Source organism: Bacillus cereus group sp. BfR-BA-01523, assembly GCF_022662615.1.
In the GTDB taxonomy this organism is placed as follows: domain Bacteria; phylum Bacillota; class Bacilli; order Bacillales; family Bacillaceae_G; genus Bacillus_A; species Bacillus_A mycoides.
In genome coordinates this window covers 328752-349124 of record NZ_JAKUDX010000002.1, presented here as the reverse complement: position 1 = coordinate 349124, position 20373 = coordinate 328752, and the positions used below count along the sequence as shown (strand labels likewise).

The window sequence follows — 20373 nt, the reverse complement described above, 5'->3', positions numbered from 1 at the left end:
AAAAAGGAGTGAATCATTTCACTCCTTTTTTGATTTACTTCCTTTTTTCGAACGATATTCTTTTCCTTTATTATCATTTCCCGTTTCAAATTCAGTACTAAACTCCTGCTGGAATTGCCCTGATTTTGGTGAACCTTGATTTCCACTCCCTTGACTACCATTACGATTCGTCATATTTCTCCCTCCTTCCTTTATTAGTAGTATGGCGCTCTATCTTTTTTCATACACATTTTATTTTTTATCATCTATTACACACAGAAGAAGACCTTCCATATATGAGGAAGGTCTTCTTTTTAATTAGGTAAGCGTTTTCTTATTTGTAATTATTTAAATAAGTTTTTTAGAAATAGATATCATTATATCCATTTCATCTTCTGAAAGTGCGGAAAATCTTTCTTGTAAATATTTCTTTTTCTCACCTTCCATTTTCGCAACTAACTCTTTCCCTTGTTCTGTAATCTCTAAATATACAACTCGGCGATCTGATGTAGAACGTGAACGAGTTACAAAGCCTTTATTAATTAATTTTTCTGTAACAGCTGTAATATGACTATTCGACACATTTAACTCATTAGCTACACGTGAGACCATTTCTTTATTCGTACGGTTCAATATTCTAAGGACAATGAACTCATTCCACGGTATGTAACCACCAAATATTTTTCCAATATCATTACGCAACGTGCGAAACATTGCAAAAACATTTGTCGATAGTTCTTCCATTAATTGTTCTCGATTTTGAGACAACTTTGACAGCCCCTTTTATTTAATTTAGTTAAATAAAAACCTTATTAATAATTTTACACGAAATCTTACTTTTTGTCACCTTATTTCCCCATAATTCGTAGTTTTTTAATAGATATTTCATGGTACAATGAAATTGATTTTCCAGAAAAAGGAGTTGGGGCAATGAGTGAAGAAGACAAACTTTCTAATCTCAGTCTAAAAGATAAGACTATTATTATTAGTGTTGTTATTCTTATTCTCATTATATTCTTTGCATTTATATTTTTTGTATATGTAGGAATCTTTCATATTACAGGTATAGAATATTCATCAAGAACAGCTCTACTACTCTTTTTTTTACTCATTCTTTTATTAGACGGTATTACATATTTTATATTCATTTTCTTTAAAGTGCTCCTACATCCAATGATGACAAGTGTGCCCAATTGGCTCTCAATTGCTCTGCTCTCTATAATTGAAATTACGTTAGATTGGTTTGTCATACATACCGCCGATGACTGGATAGAGAGTGTACAAATGCCCAACATAGCTGAATTATGCGTCACACTATTCCTTTACACACTAAATAAATTATTTAGTGATAAGAAAGAGTAAGAATACAAGCTTTTCTATATAAAAATTGGTACAATAAAAATAAATCATACTAAAGAGGTGTTACTTATGAACTTACTACAATGGGCTGATAAAGGCATGTCCTTTGATACATATGTGAATGAAATGAAAGTAAACCAATACGAGCTACTACACATTTACAATAACTTTTTAATTCCAAATGAATTACTTCCAGTTTTAGAAGAACGTCAAAATGATGGCTGGCGCGTTATCGTATTAACAGCTGACTGGTGCGGCGACGCTCTTTTATGTGTACCTGTTATGAAACGAATTTCTGAAGTTGCAAATATTGATATGCGTTTATTAATTCGCGATGAAAACTTAGAGTTAATGGATCAATACTTAACAAACGGAACAGCACGTGCGATTCCAATCTTTATTTTCATTGATAAAGATGGAAATGAACAAGCCGTCTTTGGACCACGCGCTCCAAAAGTACAAGAATTAGTAACTTCAATGCGCGCTACATTACCTGAAAAAGAAGATCCAACATTCGAAGAGAAACAAAAAGAAATGTATGCTAATTTCCGTGCTACATTAGCTGATGATACTTCTCTTTGGGAACATGTAATGGAAAGCATGATTGAGAAAGTAGTAAAATAAAAAACCTGCCGATTTCGGCAGGTTTTTTATTTTACTACTTTATAATCCTTTTTTCTGAGAATATACAGCATCTACGCACGCTGCTAAACGTTCCATTTCACCCATGTATATTCCACGTGTCATCCACCCAGTCAACTTGTACATAATCTTATATAAAAAATTCTTCGGTTCAAATTCTACGATTAAAGTAAGCGATGTACCTTCTTCATCCTCTTCTAACATATAAGTTGCAGCTGTATAACCTTGCTTCATCTCACATCCAACTGAAACGATATACGGTTCATCATACTCTAAAATTTCCGCCTCAAATTCATATATTTTCTTCCCCATCTTTTGCACAGATATATATTTGTCACCTTCACGAGGGTTTTCAACATCTATATTTGAAGGATACCTATTTTCTACCATAAAGGTACTCCATTCTAGTATTTTCTCGTCATTGTGTACATAATCAAATACAACATCAATTGGTGCTGGAATTACTATTTCTATTGCAAAACTCACTAAATTGCTCCTCTCAAATACCCTATCGATTTCCTTAAAATTATTATAACGAAATCATTATGGCATATTTCACATGGTGAAATACAAGTAATTGAAGGTAAAAGTTTCATTTTTCTCTCTCTATAAAAAATACCCTACAGTGTAGACTTTTTTTCAAGTGTCTATTCTATAGGGTATTGCTGATATTTTATACTTACATAATGAAGAAATAGAATACCGCAGCTAAAATGAAACGATAGTAAGCGAACGGTGTTAGTTTTACACGAGCTAATAATTTTAAGAATGAAACGATTGCAAGCAACGCAACAACGAATGCTGTAATAAATCCAGTTGCAAATAACGTTATATCAGCCGAGCTTAATATATCCCAGCTTTTAATTAAATCTAAGCCACTTGCAGCTACCATCATTGGTACCGCTAAAATGAACGTATATTCAGCTGCCGCTGTATGCGAAACGCGAGCTAATAAACCACCACTTATTGTTGATCCAGAACGAGAAAATCCTGGCCAAAGTGCTAAACATTGGAACATTCCAATTGTAAATGCTTGCTTATATGTAATTTCATCTAACGTTCTTGCTGTACTTGGTTTTGAAAACTTCTCAGCAACAATCATTAAAATACCACCAACTACTAAGCTAATAACAACCGGTCCTGGACCGAATAAAACTTCTTTAATTGTACTATGGAATAATACACCAAGAATTCCGGCAGGGATCATCCCGATAATAATATGTAATAAATTTAACGATGGCCCATCTGTTACTTTCCCTATTCCAACCAATGACCATAAACGTTTCCAAAATATAACAACAACTGCTAAAATCGATCCCAACTGAATAACAACTTCGAAAACTTTCGCTCTATCGTCTTCAAATCCAATTAAGTGTCCTGTTAAAATCATATGTCCTGTTGATGATACTGGTAGAAACTCTGTTAAACCTTCAACAGCACCCATGATTAATCCAATTAACCAATCAGCCACAATTAGTGCCTCCTTAATAACGCATATGTAATTTTTTCACACCTTATCATAATACCTTATCCCTTTTCAAAGTGCATCCTTTTTTTATTGATTTCATTTGTTGTATACGCTTATTTCTTTTCTATTTTTTGATTAAATTGTATGATAATAAGAGTTTGTTTTTTACGTTGAAAGGGGATTTTATGAAAGAAACTAATTCATTCTCACAAAAGTTAAAGCAATTTTTATTACTCTTTTTCCCGATTTTTGTAACGCAAATGTCATTATTTGCGATGAGCTTTTTTGATACGACAATGTCAGGACATGCGAGTCCTATTGATTTAGCGGGTGTTGCTATCGGAACAAGTATATGGCTTCCCGTTAGTACCGGCTTAACAGGAATTTTAATGGCTACTACTCCTATTGTTGCACAGCTCGTTGGATCAAAGAAAAAGGAGGACGTTCCCCACATTGTCATACAAGCAGTATATTTAGCAATTTGTGCTAGTTTCGTTGTTATCCTTATCGGATTCTTCGCTGTTTCACCTATTTTAAATGGCATGCAATTAGAAGAACCCGTGGAACGTATTGCAGCACAATTTTTAATTATTATCGCGATTGGAATTATCCCTTTATTTACTTACACCGTTTTACGTGGATTTATTGATGCATTAGGGAAAACTCGAACAACGATGATTATTACATTACTATCATTACCAATTAATGTAGTATTAAATTACTTATTAATTTTTGGTCACTTTGGCTTTCCAAAACTCGGTGGTGTTGGTGCGGCAATCGCTTCTGCAGCAACCTATTGGTGTATTTTAATTATTACGGTTATTATTATTCGTACGAAAGAGCCTTTCGCTTCTTTCAATATCTTTAAACAGTTATACCGCCCTTCCTTTACAATCTGGAAGGAATTCCTGAAACTTGGCGTCCCTATCGGATTTGCTATCTTTTTTGAGACGAGTATTTTCGCTGCGGTAACACTTATGATGAGTAATTTTAGTACGACAACAATAGCAGCACATCAAGCAGCTATGAACTTTGCTTCCTTGTTATATATGACTCCTTTAAGTTTAGCAATGGCAATGACGATAGCCGTTGGATTTGAAGTTGGAGCAAAACGATACAATAATGCGAAACAATATGGATTTATCGGAATTGGGTTAGCCCTTGCTTTCGCTCTTTTATATTCAATCCTTCTTTATTTCTTTGATGATGAAATTGCTTCTATTTATACGACAAATGCAAATGTCCATCATTTAGCTAAAGAATTTCTTATATTCGCGATTTTATTTCAAATTTCAGATGCGATTGCAACTCCAGTACAAGGAGCACTTCGTGGTTATAAAGACGTAAATGTTGCCTTAATTATGACATTAATAGCTTATTGGGTAATAGGTCTACCTCTTGGCTACATGTTAGCAACTTATACTGACTGGGCAGCAAAAGGTTATTGGATCGGTCTTATTATCGGTCTAGCATTTGGAGCAATCTTCCTGCTTATCCGTCTCTTTCAAGTACAAAGAAAATATACAACACAAAGCAGCCGCTAATGATATAGCGGCTGTTTTCTTCATGCATATTTTTTCTTGTAACGTGTAACATAATGAAAAAGAAAGGTGGATACATATGGACGAAAAACAAAAGAAACAATCATTCGATGAAGAATTCGCCCCTGAAATTTCACCTGGATATCGGCAAGATGTACATAAGCCAACTAAATATAAAAATACTTCTTTTTTAATGGGCATTACCATTTTCGCAGCTGTATTACTCGTGCTCATCATTTTCGTCTATTTTTAAGGAAGGGTGGTCTATTATATGAAGAAACAAGATTCAAATCGTTCAAAAAGAACTGTGAAAACGGAAAAAGGATATGCAGGAGATTCTGTTCATACACTGAAACAAGTTGAGCAAGGAAATTTATACATTGCTCAAAAAGAACTTGGTCAACAAAATGAAAATCTTTAAAGTCCCTCTGCTTCTAGAGGGTTTTTTATTGTACATATTGTTTTTGTTCTAACACCATGAATAAATTATTAACCTTTACAATTTTCATGTCATAATTTAATTTCATTTCACTTCTCTTGCCATTTTCAATACCAGTAACGTACGCTACAGCATGATAGCGAAAACTCTCATCTGTCTCTTCACGTATCTCTTCGTTTGTAAATTTATACTCTAAATCCCGAAAACGGTTTGGGTAATAATTTTCTATTAACTGTTCATACCCTCTATTTACAAATATTTCTTCACCTTTTCGTTTCACATCTTCTTTATTATTAAACTCAAACACTGCTAGTTGCGCTGTCACAAAGTGTTCTCCTATCATTTTCATTTCTTTATCAGTTAAAGTTTCTATACTTTTGTTCTTTAATTCCTTATTTAACTCGTAGCGATCTATCGGTTTAAAGGTGGCAAAAACCTCCTCTTTATATGGCCAAAACAATCCAAAAGCGATACATAGAGAAATGATTAATATTCTTTTCTTCGTAATGCACCCCACGCTCCTCCATTAATGATAGTTATATTTTAACATATAGAAAGAAAATTCTGATATCATAAAGTAGAATAACCTACCTTTAACTTAGAAACGAGGAACAATTATGGACTCTTACAAACAATATATAAAAGAAGCTCTACCAGACCTTTCTATACATTCATATATACAAAATGAAGAAGGGTGGGATAATATAACGGTTATTATAAATGACGAACTACTATTTCGTTTCCCACGAAAACTTGAATATGCAAACCGAATTCCGTTAGAAAAAGAACTGTGCACAATTCTTTCTCATTTATTACAAGAAATCGAGATTCCTAAGTATCATTTATTGTATAAGAATAATTGTAATACCGTTCCATTTTACAGCTATTATCCTCTCATTCATGGTGAACCGTTAACAACCGAAATAGTTACCAAGCTAGAGAAAAAAGAATTGAAAGCAATCATTACACAATTAGCCACTTTCCTTGCGGCTTTACATAGTATTCCTTTAAAACGTACTGAAACGCTAGGGTTCCCTATCAAAAAAACACTTACCTACTGGAAAGAACTACAAACAAAATTAAATCAATATCTTACTAACAGTCTTACTTCATTACAGAAATCAGCCTTAAATCGTTTATTCGAAAATTTCTTTGCCAATATAGCTAAATCTACCTTTCAAAATACAATCATTCATGCTGACTTTACACATCATCACATTTTATTTAATACGCAGAACAAAACCATTTCAGGTGTTATCGATTTTGGAGATGCTCAAATTGGCGATCCCGCTTTTGATTTTGCTGGGCTATATTATGATTTCGGTCGTGAGTTTACTACATCTGTATATGAACAATACAGTGCACTTATTTCTCAACGCGATCCATTACTCATTCACCGCATCACTACCTTTTATCAATACAGCCCTTTACTACATAACCTTATTTATAACATTGAAACAAACAACGAAATAATATTAAAGAAGAATGAAGAACAGCTTAAAGCAATACTACAGGGACGAGATTAAATTCGCTCCCTATACTCTCTCTCCTCATACATCATTAACTTTTTATCCATTTCAACAATAACTTTATACAATTGAAATGCCTGTAAAATTTGCAGTTGAATTCCAAAAGGAGCATTCTGTTCTTTTAACCATTGAAATACTGCCATTTCATCTTTCATTGATTATTCCTCCCTTTATTAATCTGCTACAAATATACGGTAAATGATGAAAAGCTTTTCATGTCAATAACAAAAAAGGATGCAAAATTGCATCCTTTAATGTACTATATTTTTCTTCTGCTTCGCTTCTTTCTTTACTTCTTCCCTTTGGCATTCACTACGAAACGCACAACTCATACACTCAGAACGAAAATGACGCTCTGTATAGTGCTCAGGTTGCTGCAACATTTCTTTCATTCTAAATAAATCATCCATTCCAGTTATAATATCTTCCTGCTTTGGAATGTACTCATACTTAGTTCCTTCTATTAAATTAATAACTTCAATTTTCCCTGGAAGAATACCGAAAGCTTTATAACTGAATACTGTCATTAGCTTCTGACAAAGAGCAAGCATTTCCTCATCCGCATCGACAACATACTTTTTAATTACAAACGATTCAGCACTCCACTCACCAACTTCAAATGTCAATGACATGTGGACACCTAACTCTTCCATATATGTTTGAAACTTCTCATATAAAAATAACGGCGGTGCCTGACTATCATCCCTTTCAACAAACTGTAATAAGTGATCAGTTAGCTTCGCTAAAACAATATAGTACTCCGCCTTTGAAGCAAACATATTAATCCTTACTTTTTTCCAATACTTTTCTATTAATATTAAAAGTACAATTTTCGTTTGTTGGCCCGCAGGTAGCGTATAATATTCATTAATAATTTGATTCACAATCATTTGCGCTATTTGTTGCCATTCAAATGAAGAAGGTTCTCTTCTTTTTATATGACGGAAATAAAATTTATGCGGACAACGCATAAAATCATACAAATGGTAATCTGTCATCGTTTTGATTGAGATTTTCTCATGCAATTGCTCTTCATCTCCCTTCTGCCATTAAGAAAGGTGTTTTACGAATTCAGCTCCAAACTGTAAACATTTTTCTACATCTTCATCTTCTGGCGTTAATTCTACTTTCAATCCTTCTAACACAACTGCTGCCCCGCGCTCCTGCAGCTTTTCTATTAAAATATCAACCGCTACCCCGTATTTCGGATAAGCCGAATCACAAGAACCGAATGCAGCTGCTTTTTTACCAGTTAAGTTAATAGAATCCATTGCATCATAAAAATCTAAAAAATCATCAGGAAGATCACCATCTCCCCAAGTATAAGCACCTAAAATAATCCCGTCATATTGCTCTAATATAGAAGCTTCTGGTGTATCCATAATATCAATTACTTCAATCTCATTTTCTGTTTCACGAATCGCACCCGCAATATGGTCAGCCATTTCCTCTGTATTTCCACTCATACTTGCAAAAATCATTACTAACTTACTCAACTGAACCTCTCCTTTTACCTTGTATCTCTTTTTCTGTTTGAAGTGTACTCTTCTCATCTACATATTCAGAACGAATTACATTTCGTTGCCATTCAATATGCTTATCAACATCTTTATTTTTTAATCCCCTTCGTAAAAGGTGAAATGTTTTTCTCATTAAGGTTCCTCATCTGTTTCATTGATAATAATTATCAATTTCAATTATACCATTAGATTAATTGAAATTGATTATCAAAGTCAATAACTATTTTTTTAAAAATAGTTAAAATGTACAAGCTTGTCCGTTAGCTATTCATATACTATAAATGAGCATAGTTCTTTCTCAGCCCTCTCTGACGGAAGAAATAAAAGCAACTGCAATAGAGTGCAGTTGCCTTTTTTTATGTTTTATCAGTTTCTAGTAGTCTTATAGTTGTCTCTAAAAATAGTTCCACTCCATTAATTAAAGCCGATTCATCCACATCAAATTTCGGATGATGATGTGGATAACACGTATCAATATTTTTATTCCCTGTTCCTAATTTAATGAAACAACCAGGTGCTTTTCTTAAATACGCTGAAAAATCTTCTCCTCCCATAGAAGGTTCAAGATGCACAATACGCTGATTTCCGAACAATTTTATCGCACTTTTTTCTACTATTTTCGTAATGTACTCATTATTAACAACTGGATCATATCCGTAACGATACGTATATGTATAATCCCCTCCATGCGCTTCAGTAATTCCTTTCACAATTTGCTCAATTTTCTCTTTTGCTTCCTCTCTTAATGTTTGATTAAAAGATCGAACAGTTCCCATTAAAGATGCTTTGTTTGGGATGATATTATCGGCCATCCCCCCATGAAATTGTGTAACTGACACTACTCTGTGCATAAAAGCACTTGTATTTCTTGATACGATATGTTGTAAATTTGTAATAATTTGTGCTCCGATAGCAATAGGATCTATCGTTTCTTCTGGTCGTGCCGCATGACCACCCTTTCCTAAAATTTCAATTGTAAATACGTCTGGTGCTGCCATCATAGGGCCATATACAATTCCTACCTTCCCACTTTCTAATCCAGACATAACATGCAAACCTATTACATAATCGACGCCGTCCATAACACCGGCCTCCACCATTTCTTGTCCGCCACCGGGATACACTTCCTCTGCGTGTTGAAAGAACAGACGGATTTCGCCTGCAAAATCTTCCTTCATATTTGATAGCGCTTCTGCTGTACTTAACAAAATAGCTGCATGAGCATCATGCCCACATGCATGCATCATCCCTTTATTCACAGACGCATAAGATTTCCTTGTCTCCTCTTGAATTGGTAAAGCATCTATATCCGCTCGAATCGCAACTACTTTCCCTTGTTCCGTTCCTCTTTTAATTGCTAGTACACTGTACTTCGTTGGTCTCGTTACTTCAAAAGAAGAAAATGAGCATAATGTATCATATATAAATTGCGAAGTTTCTTTTTCATGAAACGATAATTCCGGATACTTATGGAAATGCCGTCTCCATTTCATAATATTTTCTTCTGAAATAAGACTCTTCCACACTCTATTCATGATAATTTCCTCCTTTTAAAAGGCTCTATACCTTGAAAATGTACTAAGTACCCAGTGATTATTAACCCACTCCAATTCAGGAATAACAAAACAAATATTATATTTTCCCGCCTTCTCACAATCCACTTCCTATTTACATGTCAAACCCATTACAAATTCATGCTGAATGTAATATAATTGCTAAGTTAGGGATTTTCTTTTTTAGTATTTAGTGCTAATATCAGAAAAGAGCCTTTTGACTTATTTTTACCTAAAATGTGGGATTTTGTTTTTTTCACAATAATGTAGGACATGATACCTACAAAGAGCTATTATTTCATTAAGCGAGGGAAAGACATGGAAAGATTAAAAGAGATATGGTCTCAACCACTCACACAATGGGTTGCAAAGACGGTTTATTACCTTGCAATTTTATTTGCATTGCTTTGGTTGTATGGATTCCATGATACAAACACAAGTACATTTATTTACAACGAATTTTAGGGTGGGAACGTTATGAAGTTATTAGAACAAATTGAAAAGTGGGCTGTAGAAACGCCTGATCAAACCGCTTTTGTTTGGCGAGATGCGAAAATTACGTACAAACAATTAAAGGAAGATTCTGATGCGTTAGCACATTGGATTTCTTCTGAGTATCCAGATGATCGTTCACCAATTATGGTTTATGGCCATATGCAACCTGAAATGATTATTAACTTTTTAGGTTGTGTAAAAGCTGGACATGCTTACATTCCTGTAGATTTATCTATTCCAGCTGATCGTGTACAACGTATTGCTGAAAGTTCTGGTGCGAAATTACTGTTATCAGGGGCAGAAGTAACGGTAACGGACTTACCAGTTCGCATTACAAGTGAAGATAACTTAAAAGATATTTTCTTTACTCATAAAGGGAATACTCCAAATCCTGAACATGCGGTAAAAGGTGATGAGAACTTCTACATTATTTACACATCAGGAAGTACAGGTAATCCGAAAGGGGTTCAGATTACTTATAACTGTCTTGTTAGCTTTACAAAATGGGCTGTAGAAGATTTCAACTTACAAACAGGGCAAGTATTCTTAAACCAAGCACCTTTCTCATTCGATTTATCTGTAATGGATATTTACCCATCATTAGTAACAGGTGGTACACTTTGGGCAATCGATAAAGATATGATTGCACGTCCAAAAGACTTGTTTGCTTCTTTAGAGCAATCGGATATACAAGTATGGACTTCGACACCATCTTTCGCAGAAATGTGTTTAATGGAAGCCTCTTTCTCTGAAAGTATGCTACCAAACATGAAAACATTCTTATTCTGTGGTGAAGTGTTACCAAATGAAGTAGCTAGAAAATTAATTGAGCGTTTCCCGAAAGCAGCAATTATGAATACGTACGGTCCAACAGAAGCTACTGTTGCTGTAACAGGCATTCACGTTACAGAAGAAGTGCTTGATCAATACAAATCACTTCCAGTTGGCTACTGTAAATCAGACTGTCGCCTTCTTATTATGAAAGAAGATGGTACAATTGCACCTGACGGTGAAAAAGGTGAAATCGTAATTGTCGGTCCAAGCGTAAGCGTTGGCTATTTAGGAAGCCCTGAATTAACAGAAAAAGTATTTACCATGATTGATGGTGAGCGCGCCTATAAAACAGGTGATGCTGGCTATGTAGAAAATGGTCTTCTATTCTATAATGGTCGTCTTGATTTCCAAATTAAGCTTCATGGTTATCGAATGGAATTAGAAGAAATCGAACATCATCTTCGCGCGTGTTCTTACGTAGAAGGTGCAGTTGTTGTTCCAATTAAAAAAGGTGAAAAATATGATTACTTATTAGCGGTTGTTGTTCCTGGAGAGCATTCGTTTGAAAAAGAATTCAAATTAACATCTGCAATCAAAAAAGAACTCAATGAGCGATTACCAAATTACATGATTCCACGTAAATTCATGTATCAATCTTCTATTCCAATGACACCAAATGGAAAGGTAGATCGCAAAAAATTATTGAGTGAGGTTACAGCATGACCGCATATGGATCATTTTATTTTTTCGCTATAGTAGGCATTTTATTAATACCTACTATCATAGCTGGATTAAAAGGTAAAATGTTGCGTAAATATAATGCCGCTTTAACATTAGTAATGCTCGTTATTATCTTCTCTGATAAACCGAAGCAAGCAATCATGTTAGCCGCATTTATTATTTGGCAATATGCCCTTATTAAAGGCTATTTAATTTTAAGAAAACAAAATAATAGTACATTCACGTTTTGTATAGCTGTTATTTTATCGATTTTACCGCTTATTTTGGCAAAAATCGCACCGTTTGTACCTGAATTGCATTTTATTGTTTTCGCAGGTATGTCTTACGTAACATTTAGAGCTGTACAGATGGTCTTTGAAGTTCGTGATAATTTAATTAAAGAACTTTCCTTCTTTAATTTCTGGGAATTCGTTTTATTCTTCCCTGCGATTTCAAGTGGACCTATCGATCGTTACCGTAGATTCCAAAAAGATATTCAAAAGCCGCCTAGTGCTGAGGAATATCAAAAGTTACTATATACAGGGATTAACCGTATTTTCCAAGGTTTTCTGTATAAATTTATAATCGCGCACTTGATAACAACATATCTTGTAAAGGCAGTATTCGCCAATCAAGATACACTTTTATCTAATGTGATTTTTATGTACGCTACTAGCATGCAGTTATTCTTTGACTTTGCAGGTTATAGTGCGTTCGTAATTGGTATCAGTTACATGATGGGAATTAAAACTCCAGAAAACTTTAATAAGCCATTCCTTAGTCGTAACATTAAAGACTTCTGGAACCGCTGGCACATGAGTTTATCATTCTGGTTCCGTGATTTTATTTACATGCGTTTCGTCTTTTTTGCAACGAAGAAAAAGTTAATTAAGAACCGTTACACAATTTCGTATATCGGTGCATTTTTAAACTTTTTCATTATGGGAATTTGGCACATCCAAGGAAGCGCTGTTGCGCAGTATGTTATTTATGGTCTATATCATGCCGCACTGTTTATTTTATTCGATATTTTCGAACGAAAAAACAAGAAGCATAAGTTTTGGCCAAACAATAAATTTACACACGTCCTTGCGATTGTAATTACGTTCCACGTTGTATGTTTCGGTTTCCTGATCTTCTCTGGACACCTTAACAGATACTTTTAATGCACCCTTCTTATACTATTAAGAAGTTGCACATATAATATATTTCGGATATAAAGGAGATTTTAAAAATGGCAGAATTCAAAGAGCAAGTATTAGATATTTTAGAAGAAGTATGTGAAAACGATATTGTGAAAGAAAACTTAGATGTTCAATTATTTGAAGAAGGTATTCTTGATTCTTTCGCTGTAGTATCTTTATTAGTAGAATTCCAAGAGCGTTTAGAGATTGAAGTTTCTATTTCTGATTTTGACCGCGATGAGTGGGCTACACCAAATATGGTTATTAAAAAGTTGGAAGAAATCCGATGAACAAAGTAAAATTTGGTCCGATGCTTTTAGCATTGGCCCTTTTTGCTGTATTCTTACTTATTCCAACGCGCTTCCTACTTCCACTTTTAAGTGATGAGAAAGTAGAACAAGCTGCGACTTCTTTAAAAGAAGAAAAGATTCAAAGTATGATTTTACAGCAAAAGATGTTAGCAGACCCGAAATATCTTCCGATGTACGGTTCATCGGAATTCGCACGTATGGATGCTTTCCATCCATCGAATTATTTCAAAGTAAAGCCTGAAGGATTCACACCATTCCTACTTGGGCGCGGTGGAACACAAGACCTTGTACATGTATTAAACTTCGCATCTACAATGGATCAATTGAAAGATAAGAAAATGATATTCGTTCTTTCTCCGCAATGGTTTGTACCACAAGGTATTGATGAGACACACTTTGCACCTAACTTTTCAAAACAACAAGGTTACCACTTCATTTTCAACGATGATTTAAAACCTGAAATGAAAAAACAAATTGCAAAACGCTTATTAAACTTTGAGATTGTTAAAAAAGAAACTTTATTAAAAATTTCGCTTGAAGGTATCGCCTACGATGATACAAAGTATAAAGTAAAAGCACTTGCTGCTAAACCTTTCGCTTATATTTATCGTAACATTCTAGATCGTAAAGATTTATTTACAGTTATGTTTAATATTAAGCCGCATAAAGAACAGCTTGATCCATCATTGAAACAAATGAACTGGGAAGAAGCTCGTAAGCATGCTGATCAAACAGGTGCAGTAGAATCAAGCTCTAACGAATATGGTATCGAAGATGATTACTTCAATAGCAAAATTAAGAAGAAATTAAAACAACGTGAAGGTTACTTAAAAAATGATGCTTATGACCAATCACCAGAATATGAAGATTTACAAATTGTACTTGATTTATTAAAACAATCTGGCGCAAAACCGCTCTTCATTTCTGTTCCTGTAAAAGGTCCTTGGTATGATTACGCTGGCTTCCCGAAAGAAAAACGCGAATTATACTACAATAAAGTTCGTGAGCAAATTAAGCAAGCTGGCTATCCAATTGCTGATTTCTCAAATCATGAATATGATAAGTACTTCTTAAAAGATCATATGCACTTAGGTTGGAAAGGCTGGGTTTACATCGACGAAGCTATCCAACAATTTTATAAAGCAAACTAACGAAAAGACCGCTTGAATTATTCAAGTGGTCTTTTTTTATATACATCTTGTAATTGTTCAATTACGTTCTCTACTTCTTTCATGACACGTTTCACTACGTGCTGAGCTGATTCCGTTCGTGCTAATGATGATGCTTGTCCCGCCCAAAGCGACATATACTCTTCCTTATTTTGCTTCGCTGCTTCTTGACGTATTTTTGAAGTTAATACGTTTTGCACTGGATACATCGGTAAATTTTCTTCTCTTCCTTCATGTTTCTCTATAAATTCATTACGAATACCCCGTGCATATTTCCCGGAAAACGCACGGGTTACCGTTGTACTCGTATCTGTACTATGTAAAATCGCCTCTTTATACACGTCATGCGTAATACTTTCTTCACTCGTTAAAAAGGCTGATCCCATTTGAACAGCCTCTGCCCCTAACGCAAATGCCGCAACAAGCCCTTGCCCATTCATTACACCACCTGCTGCAACAATCGGGATATGAGGTACTTCCGCTACTAATTGCGGGATTAATGCAAATGTACCAATCATCGCATCTTGTTCTTTCCCAATAAACGTTCCTCTATGCCCTCCTGCCTCGCTACCTTGCCCGACAATAATATCTACCCCTAACTTAGCAAGTGCTTTCGCTTCCGCTACATGGGTAGCTGTTCCGATAACTTTTATCCCTTCCTTTTTCAAATCATCTATTTCTTCTTTTTCTAACGTTTGAAATGCAAAACTAACGACTGGTACCTTTTCCTCTAATAATACTTGTAATTGTTCTTTATAGCTTTTTGGAAGTTTTAAAGTCTTTTCTTCCTCTATACCTAATTCTCTATTCACTCCACTAAGCAATACTTTCGCCTCGTTTACCCTCTCTTCTTCTATCTGTATCTCTTTCGTTAAAAGTAAATTAACACCGAAAGGCTTATTTGTTAGTTCCCTTATTTTATAAATCGCTTCACGGATTTGTTCTGGGCTCATATACCCTGCTCCAAGCGTACCTAATCCTCCGCTATTACTCACAGCTGCAACAAGTTCTGACGTTGTAATCGCTCCTGCCATACCTGCTTGAATGATCGGATACTTAATTTGTAATATATCTATTACTCGACTTGTAAACATCATTTTCCCTCCTACTTTCCCTATACCTTCTTTATATGACATGCTTTCCCCTTCTTTTACAAGGATTGAACTTTCGCTCAAGCGAATATATTGAAAGAGAAGGAGGCTGAGAACAATGATTTATCCAAATGCTTTGCAAAAAGGTGATACAGTAATGGTTATTGCACCGTCTGGCCCACCAACACTTGAGAATATATTAAAAGGTGTGAAAGTATTACAAGAGATGGGATTATCCGTAATAATTGGAAAGAGTGTTTATGAAAAATATGGATATTTAGCTGGAAGTGATCAAGTTCGTCTTGATGATATACATGAAGCATTTACAAATACTGAGGTCAAAGCAGTCTTTTGTGCACGAGGTGGTTACGGCAGCGCTCGTCTCCTCCCTTACATTCAATATGAAATCATTCAACGGAATCCAAAGATTTTTTGGGGATATAGCGATATTACGGCTTTACATACTGCCTTTTCACGTTATGCGGAGCTGGTTACTTTTCATGGTCCAATGATTGAAGAATTAGGAAAAGGTATAGATTCTCTCTCCTTATCTTCTTTCAATCAACTATTCCATCCGTATTCATCTATCTTATATGCATCAGAATGTATCGTACCTACCTCTCCATGTACAGTCACAGGCACATTAGTTGGAGGGAATTTAACTGTGTTAACAAGTATAATTGGCTCGCCCTATGAGATAAATACGTCAAATAAACTTTTATTGCTTGAAGATATTGGTGAAGAACCGTACCGCATTGACCGGATGTTAAATCAACTACTTTTATCTGGACAGTTTAATGAATGCAGCGGCGTTATTTTTACAAGTTGTCACGACTGCAACCCTTCTAAGCCATCTCAATCATTGCAAACAATATTATATGAATATTTCACGCCATATAATATACCTGTGTTATTCGGTTTATCGATTGGACATATAAGTCCAAATATCGGTATTCCCCTCGGAGCTACAGCAACAATAAATACAACTAACAAAACTGTTTCTATTTCTTCTGGTATAGCCACTCCATGTTCAAATTAAAAAGGAAAAGCTGCTAAGCTTTTCCTTTTACTTATAATAATTAAAGATTCGTCCTGATGCTATCTCTGCAATTTCTTCTGGAATAAATGTTTTACTCATATCTGTTCCAACATTTAATACAGCTGTCGCATCTTTCTCGATGCTACCCAATAATTCTTTTCCACGTATCGTAATAAGGGGTGTACCTTCTGGCAACACATCTTTTACAAATTTCAATTGTGTAAAGAACGGAACGATCCATCTACCCTCTCCTTGGAAATGACGCAAACGAAGTGTTCCTTCCGTTGCCCCGTCTTCTGCTTCAAGTGAACCAGCAACATAAAACTCCGTTGTTAAGAGCAATTCATAAAATTCCTTTTGCTTTTGTTTATCATCTCCTGCTAAAACGAGTACTTCTTCTATTTTCTTTACTGGAATTTGCTCCATATGATGCCACCCCTATTTTCAAAATGATTATACTTAGATTATACGAAATATTCTTATTTTTTTCTACATAATTCCACAATTATTTTCTTAAAATAATTTTAAAACACCTTCAGTCGTAACGATTTTGGCAAATTCATCATGTAAGTTTACAAGTGTCATATTGTGAATGTCCTCTGCACTATACTCTGTCCCGTCCAGACCTTTACGATTGAATGTAGCCGTCGCATCGCTCACTAAATACGTTGTAAGCCCTAAATTACCTGCCATCCGTGTTGTAGTCTCCACACAATGATTTGTTGTTAATCCTACAATCACTACCGTATTACAATTTTGTTCTCTTAATTGTTCTTCCAAATTTGTCCCAATGAACGCGCTATTAACGGATTTCTGGATAATTATTTCATCTGGCATCGGTTGCACTTCTTCTTTAAAGTTTACCGTTTCCGCATGTTGATAAAACATCGATTGAACATTTTCTTTATTTACATGTTGAATATGAAAAACTGGTAGTTTTCTTTTTCTCCATTCTTCTAACAAACTTTTCATATTTTCTTCCGCCAAAAGGTTATTCCTCACGCCCCAGTATGGTAAGTTGAATGCTTCCTGTACATCAATGATTATAAGTGCTGCTTGATTAAGCATAATATCCTCCTAATTAATTGGGCTGTAATTGAAACAGAAAACCAAGTTGCTGCGAAGCAGTAATAAAACAAATATAGGCACAAAGCTCTACAATTTCTTTTTCAGTCCAATATTGTTTTAATATATGAAACATATTATCATCTATCGCCTTTTGGTCATGAACAAATGCATGCGCAAAAGTAACGGCTACGCTAATTTCTTCTATTTTTTGTATATCATCCGGCTTTCCCTTTGCCATACAGTACGGACATTCATTCCCAAACGCTAATGTTCTTCTTACTTGCTCCTTTAACTCTACGGAAAGGGCCCCTGTACTATACAGTGTATTCTCTAACGTACTCCACGAATTTAATATATCTGGATTATGACCTAATAATTTTTGAAAATTTGTATCTCCTACATTTGATAATGTAATTCTCTCCATCATTTCCCCTCCTATTTCCTTCTTTTTTATTGTAAAATAAATAAAGTTCACTTTACATTTCATATGAATCTTAATTTTAAATTTTGCTTTACAAAAATTATCATTTTACTGGAGGTATATTTACAAATGCAATTAGACCGTGTTGATCGAAAAATTTTAAATGAATTATATAATGATAGCCGCCTTTCGATGCGTGAATTAGCAAAACGAGTAAACTTATCGGCTCCGTCTACTACAGAACGTGTACGTAAACTTGAAAGTGAGGGGATTATTCAAAAATACACAATCGATATCAATTATAAAAAAGCAGGACTTGTTTTAGATTGTATTTTAGAAATCACTTTAAAAAATGGTGATACAACACGTATGCAACAGTTTATTCAGTCTTATCCATCTGCAAGTTTTTGTTACCGAGTAACAGGAAGCTTATGCTACATTGTAAAAATCTCTGTTCCTTCACTCGTTGAACTTGAAGAATTTATCAATGATGTTTCTTCATATGCAACGACAGTTTCTCATATCGTATTATCAGAAGTAGCTCTTACTCCGGACATTGAACATATATTCCCAGAAGATTAATTCATCTTTATTCACAAAAAGAGTAAAAACCCCTTACATTAAGAATAAAAATGATATATCATGTATTAAAATACATAAAGTTCGAGAAAGGGGCTTTACATTGAAAATCTGGTTTTATGAAAAAACGGCACAATTAGATGACTTGCTTGGTATTTGGGACAATGTTCCGACCATCCCTCGAATTGGTGAAAAAGTTGAACTTCTAAAAACCGTTCGGATCGTTACAGATATTAAATATGTAAAGAACGGTAATAATTTTCGTGTAGAGATTATTACAAATTAAAAAGTAGCTCTTTAGGAGCTACTTTTTAATTATCTATTATGCGCTTTCTTTATAACAATTTTATCTTCTTCTACAGAAACTGTTACATAATCATTTTCTTCTAACCGAAGCTTATTTACAGCTTCATCAGGTAGTTCTACAGCCATCAATCTATCTGTTACTATCACTTGGCTATATATTTCATTTTCTTCTGATGTATTCACTACTTTTTCTTCATTTATGAAACGAATCGGTGGCACACCAACTTCTTTTACTGTACGCCATTGGTTCCAAGTAAAAGGAATGAACCATAATAAACCGATAATCACAAGACCAATGCCGATCCATAAATTACTTTGTGCTTGTAATTCCGTAATCGAGATTGCGTCACTTCCATCTCCACCTACAAATTGCATACTCGTTGCAATCAAATTATTTAGAGCATGCACAGCAATATTCGTCCATATATTCTTTGTCTTTATGTATAGAAGGCACATAATAACACCGAACATGAAAGCACCGATAACATCAAAATGGCCTAGTCCAAAAATAAGAGAGGATACAATAACCGCTCGTTTAATCCCCCATTTGTACGCCATTCGCTGCAAGAAAAAACCTCTAAAAATAACCTCTTCCATTATTGGGGCTAATACACATGCTGAAATGAAAGTAAATATCGTCATGTATATGTTACTCGTATTAATTACATTTCCATCTTCTAACATGGTAACTAAGAAATTAGGTAAAGTATGTGCTAAAATATAAAATTGAATTTGGGATATACCGACTGCAAAAATCATTCCCATGATCGTTGCTAATACAATTAACCCCCAATGTAAACGTCCAGGCTTATCAAAAAAGCTTTTAAAAACAACATTATTTTTACTTGTTTTTAAATATAGCCACAATAGTGGAAATGCAAAAAATATTGATATTTGTGACAGTAACTCTATCGTATTGTCAGAAGCACCTGATAACCTTAATGGAATCATCGTCAGGAACATCCCTATAATCATCCATCCAAAAAAACTACGTAGCCTTATACGTGAAAATGCATGTTGCATATGGAACACCTCCAGAGATGATATAAAGTGAAACTTTATTCAGTATTTTATGGGTAGCCCTTCTCCACAAATGGCCGGATAACTAAATTATAATATGAATATAGTTGAAAACCTTCCTATTTTTCTCACTTTATTCCGAATAATATACGTATTAAATTATATA

General features: G+C 34.6%; 29 protein-coding genes. 14 read left to right on the top strand and 15 right to left on the bottom strand.

Annotation, left to right across the window (positions count from 1 at the left end):
* Positions 1-18: 18 nt before the first annotated feature.
* Together MR066_RS06205 and MR066_RS06200 are read right to left on the bottom strand one after the other, a co-directional pair.
* Positions 19-174, bottom strand: coding sequence for a hypothetical protein (locus tag MR066_RS06205; protein ID WP_002011733.1), 156 nt, complete (start codon positions 172-174; stop codon positions 19-21).
* Positions 175-327: 153 nt separating this feature from the next.
* The gene (locus MR066_RS06200) at positions 328-747 is read right to left on the bottom strand and encodes a MarR family winged helix-turn-helix transcriptional regulator (protein WP_002064429.1); all 420 of its coding nucleotides are present in this window, start codon (positions 745-747) and stop codon (positions 328-330) included.
* 162 nt (positions 748-909) lie between these two features.
* Here MR066_RS06200 and MR066_RS06195 point away from each other — a divergent pair, with 162 nt between their 5' ends.
* Both MR066_RS06195 and MR066_RS06190 read left to right on the top strand, forming a co-directional pair.
* Positions 910-1341 (top strand): regulatory YrvL family protein, encoded by a 432-nt coding sequence (locus MR066_RS06195; RefSeq protein ID WP_242246234.1) that lies wholly within the window; start codon positions 910-912, stop codon positions 1339-1341.
* 33 nt (positions 1342-1374) lie between these two features.
* Positions 1375-1962, top strand: a complete 588-nt coding sequence (locus MR066_RS06190; protein ID WP_078175613.1) for a thioredoxin family protein — start codon at positions 1375-1377, stop codon at positions 1960-1962.
* Positions 1963-2001: 39 nt separating this feature from the next.
* Here the strand turns inward: MR066_RS06190 and MR066_RS06185 are convergent, their stop codons facing one another.
* Complete coding sequence (locus tag MR066_RS06185) at positions 2002-2466, bottom strand: SRPBCC family protein (protein ID WP_002126258.1); 465 nt, start codon at positions 2464-2466, stop codon at positions 2002-2004.
* A 193-nt stretch (positions 2467-2659) separates the two neighbouring features.
* A complete protein-coding gene (uppP, locus tag MR066_RS06180; protein ID WP_002011643.1) occupies positions 2660-3451 on the bottom strand; it encodes a bacitracin resistance undecaprenyl-diphosphatase in 792 nt (263 codons plus the stop codon).
* A gap of 182 nt (positions 3452-3633) precedes the next feature.
* Between uppP and MR066_RS06175 the strand changes: the two genes are divergently transcribed.
* From MR066_RS06175 to MR066_RS06165, 3 genes are all read left to right on the top strand, one after another.
* Positions 3634-4992 carry an MATE family efflux transporter gene (locus MR066_RS06175; protein ID WP_002126252.1) on the top strand — a complete coding sequence of 453 codons (1359 nt, stop codon included), beginning with the start codon at positions 3634-3636 and terminating at the stop codon, positions 4990-4992.
* Between the two features lie 76 nt (positions 4993-5068).
* Positions 5069-5242 (top strand): 2-isopropylmalate synthase, encoded by a 174-nt coding sequence (locus MR066_RS06170; RefSeq protein WP_242246233.1) that lies wholly within the window; start codon positions 5069-5071, stop codon positions 5240-5242.
* Between the two features lie 18 nt (positions 5243-5260).
* The gene (locus MR066_RS06165) at positions 5261-5410 is read left to right on the top strand and encodes a hypothetical protein (protein ID WP_000743737.1); all 150 of its coding nucleotides are present in this window, start codon (positions 5261-5263) and stop codon (positions 5408-5410) included.
* A 25-nt stretch (positions 5411-5435) separates the two neighbouring features.
* Here MR066_RS06165 and MR066_RS06160 read toward each other — a convergent pair whose 3' ends face one another.
* Positions 5436-5945 carry a biotin transporter BioY gene (locus MR066_RS06160; protein WP_242246232.1) on the bottom strand — a complete coding sequence of 170 codons (510 nt, stop codon included), beginning with the start codon at positions 5943-5945 and terminating at the stop codon, positions 5436-5438.
* A gap of 100 nt (positions 5946-6045) precedes the next feature.
* Here MR066_RS06160 and MR066_RS06155 point away from each other — a divergent pair, with 100 nt between their 5' ends.
* Positions 6046-6954, top strand: coding sequence for an aminoglycoside phosphotransferase family protein (locus tag MR066_RS06155; protein WP_242246231.1), 909 nt, complete (start codon positions 6046-6048; stop codon positions 6952-6954).
* Here the strand turns inward: MR066_RS06155 and MR066_RS06150 are convergent.
* The 5 genes from MR066_RS06150 to MR066_RS06130 all read right to left on the bottom strand — a co-directional run bounded on the left by MR066_RS06150 (position 6951) and on the right by MR066_RS06130 (position 10012).
* The gene (locus tag MR066_RS06150; protein ID WP_002086757.1) at positions 6951-7112 is read right to left on the bottom strand and encodes a hypothetical protein; all 162 of its coding nucleotides are present in this window, start codon (positions 7110-7112) and stop codon (positions 6951-6953) included. The two genes, MR066_RS06155 and MR066_RS06150, sit on opposite strands and share 4 nt — an antisense overlap.
* 96 nt (positions 7113-7208) lie before the next feature.
* On the bottom strand, positions 7209-7982 hold the full coding sequence (locus MR066_RS06145) for a hypothetical protein (protein ID WP_002140953.1): 774 nt from the start codon (positions 7980-7982) through the stop codon (positions 7209-7211).
* A 24-nt stretch (positions 7983-8006) separates the two neighbouring features.
* Positions 8007-8453 (bottom strand): flavodoxin, encoded by a 447-nt coding sequence (locus tag MR066_RS06140; protein ID WP_002086759.1) that lies wholly within the window; start codon positions 8451-8453, stop codon positions 8007-8009.
* The gene (locus MR066_RS06135) at positions 8446-8610 is read right to left on the bottom strand and encodes a hypothetical protein (protein WP_002011628.1); all 165 of its coding nucleotides are present in this window, start codon (positions 8608-8610) and stop codon (positions 8446-8448) included. Before MR066_RS06135 ends, MR066_RS06140 begins: the two co-directional genes overlap by 8 nt.
* 223 nt (positions 8611-8833) lie before the next feature.
* Positions 8834-10012: an amidohydrolase gene (locus MR066_RS06130; protein ID WP_242246230.1), complete on the bottom strand. Its 1179-nt coding sequence runs from the start codon at positions 10010-10012 to the stop codon at positions 8834-8836.
* A 336-nt stretch (positions 10013-10348) separates the two neighbouring features.
* Between MR066_RS06130 and MR066_RS06125 the strand changes: the two genes are divergently transcribed.
* The 5 genes from MR066_RS06125 to dltD all read left to right on the top strand — a co-directional run bounded on the left by MR066_RS06125 (position 10349) and on the right by dltD (position 14665).
* Positions 10349-10495, top strand: a complete 147-nt coding sequence (locus tag MR066_RS06125; RefSeq protein WP_002011626.1) for a teichoic acid D-Ala incorporation-associated protein DltX — start codon at positions 10349-10351, stop codon at positions 10493-10495.
* Positions 10496-10507: 12 nt separating this feature from the next.
* Entirely contained in the window at positions 10508-12022 is a 1515-nt protein-coding gene (dltA, locus tag MR066_RS06120) for a D-alanine--poly(phosphoribitol) ligase subunit DltA (RefSeq protein WP_002086765.1), read from the top strand.
* Complete coding sequence (gene dltB, locus MR066_RS06115; protein WP_201066545.1) at positions 12019-13185, top strand: D-alanyl-lipoteichoic acid biosynthesis protein DltB; 1167 nt, start codon at positions 12019-12021, stop codon at positions 13183-13185. Before dltA ends, dltB begins: the two co-directional genes overlap by 4 nt.
* A 68-nt stretch (positions 13186-13253) precedes the next feature.
* On the top strand, positions 13254-13493 hold the full coding sequence (gene dltC, locus MR066_RS06110) for a D-alanine--poly(phosphoribitol) ligase subunit DltC (RefSeq protein WP_002011622.1): 240 nt from the start codon (positions 13254-13256) through the stop codon (positions 13491-13493).
* Positions 13490-14665: a D-alanyl-lipoteichoic acid biosynthesis protein DltD gene (dltD, locus tag MR066_RS06105; protein ID WP_201066543.1), complete on the top strand. Its 1176-nt coding sequence runs from the start codon at positions 13490-13492 to the stop codon at positions 14663-14665. Before dltC ends, dltD begins: the two co-directional genes overlap by 4 nt.
* 17 nt (positions 14666-14682) lie before the next feature.
* Here the strand turns inward: dltD and MR066_RS06100 are convergent, their stop codons facing one another.
* Positions 14683-15819 carry an NAD(P)H-dependent flavin oxidoreductase gene (locus MR066_RS06100; RefSeq protein ID WP_242246229.1) on the bottom strand — a complete coding sequence of 379 codons (1137 nt, stop codon included), beginning with the start codon at positions 15817-15819 and terminating at the stop codon, positions 14683-14685.
* Between the two features lie 73 nt (positions 15820-15892).
* On the opposite strand from MR066_RS06100, the gene MR066_RS06095 reads away from it, so the two are divergent.
* Positions 15893-16813: a S66 peptidase family protein gene (locus tag MR066_RS06095; RefSeq protein WP_242246228.1), complete on the top strand. Its 921-nt coding sequence runs from the start codon at positions 15893-15895 to the stop codon at positions 16811-16813.
* A 27-nt stretch (positions 16814-16840) separates the two neighbouring features.
* Here MR066_RS06095 and MR066_RS06090 read toward each other — a convergent pair whose 3' ends face one another.
* The 3 genes from MR066_RS06090 to MR066_RS06080 all read right to left on the bottom strand — a co-directional run bounded on the left by MR066_RS06090 (position 16841) and on the right by MR066_RS06080 (position 18308).
* Positions 16841-17239, bottom strand: coding sequence for an SseB family protein (locus MR066_RS06090; protein WP_002011614.1), 399 nt, complete (start codon positions 17237-17239; stop codon positions 16841-16843).
* 87 nt (positions 17240-17326) lie between these two features.
* Positions 17327-17881 carry a cysteine hydrolase family protein gene (locus MR066_RS06085; protein WP_002126225.1) on the bottom strand — a complete coding sequence of 185 codons (555 nt, stop codon included), beginning with the start codon at positions 17879-17881 and terminating at the stop codon, positions 17327-17329.
* Between the two features lie 13 nt (positions 17882-17894).
* Entirely contained in the window at positions 17895-18308 is a 414-nt protein-coding gene (locus tag MR066_RS06080; protein WP_201066539.1) for a carboxymuconolactone decarboxylase family protein, read from the bottom strand.
* Between the two features lie 123 nt (positions 18309-18431).
* Between MR066_RS06080 and MR066_RS06075 the strand changes: the two genes are divergently transcribed.
* Both MR066_RS06075 and MR066_RS06070 read left to right on the top strand, forming a co-directional pair.
* Positions 18432-18884 carry an Lrp/AsnC family transcriptional regulator gene (locus MR066_RS06075; RefSeq protein WP_002011610.1) on the top strand — a complete coding sequence of 151 codons (453 nt, stop codon included), beginning with the start codon at positions 18432-18434 and terminating at the stop codon, positions 18882-18884.
* A gap of 100 nt (positions 18885-18984) precedes the next feature.
* Entirely contained in the window at positions 18985-19167 is a 183-nt protein-coding gene (locus tag MR066_RS06070; protein WP_000707108.1) for a DUF3913 family protein, read from the top strand.
* Positions 19168-19196: 29 nt separating this feature from the next.
* On the opposite strand, the gene MR066_RS06065 is transcribed toward MR066_RS06070, so the two are convergent.
* On the bottom strand, positions 19197-20210 hold the full coding sequence (locus tag MR066_RS06065) for a CPBP family intramembrane glutamic endopeptidase (RefSeq protein ID WP_242246227.1): 1014 nt from the start codon (positions 20208-20210) through the stop codon (positions 19197-19199).
* Positions 20211-20373 lie beyond the last annotated feature (163 nt).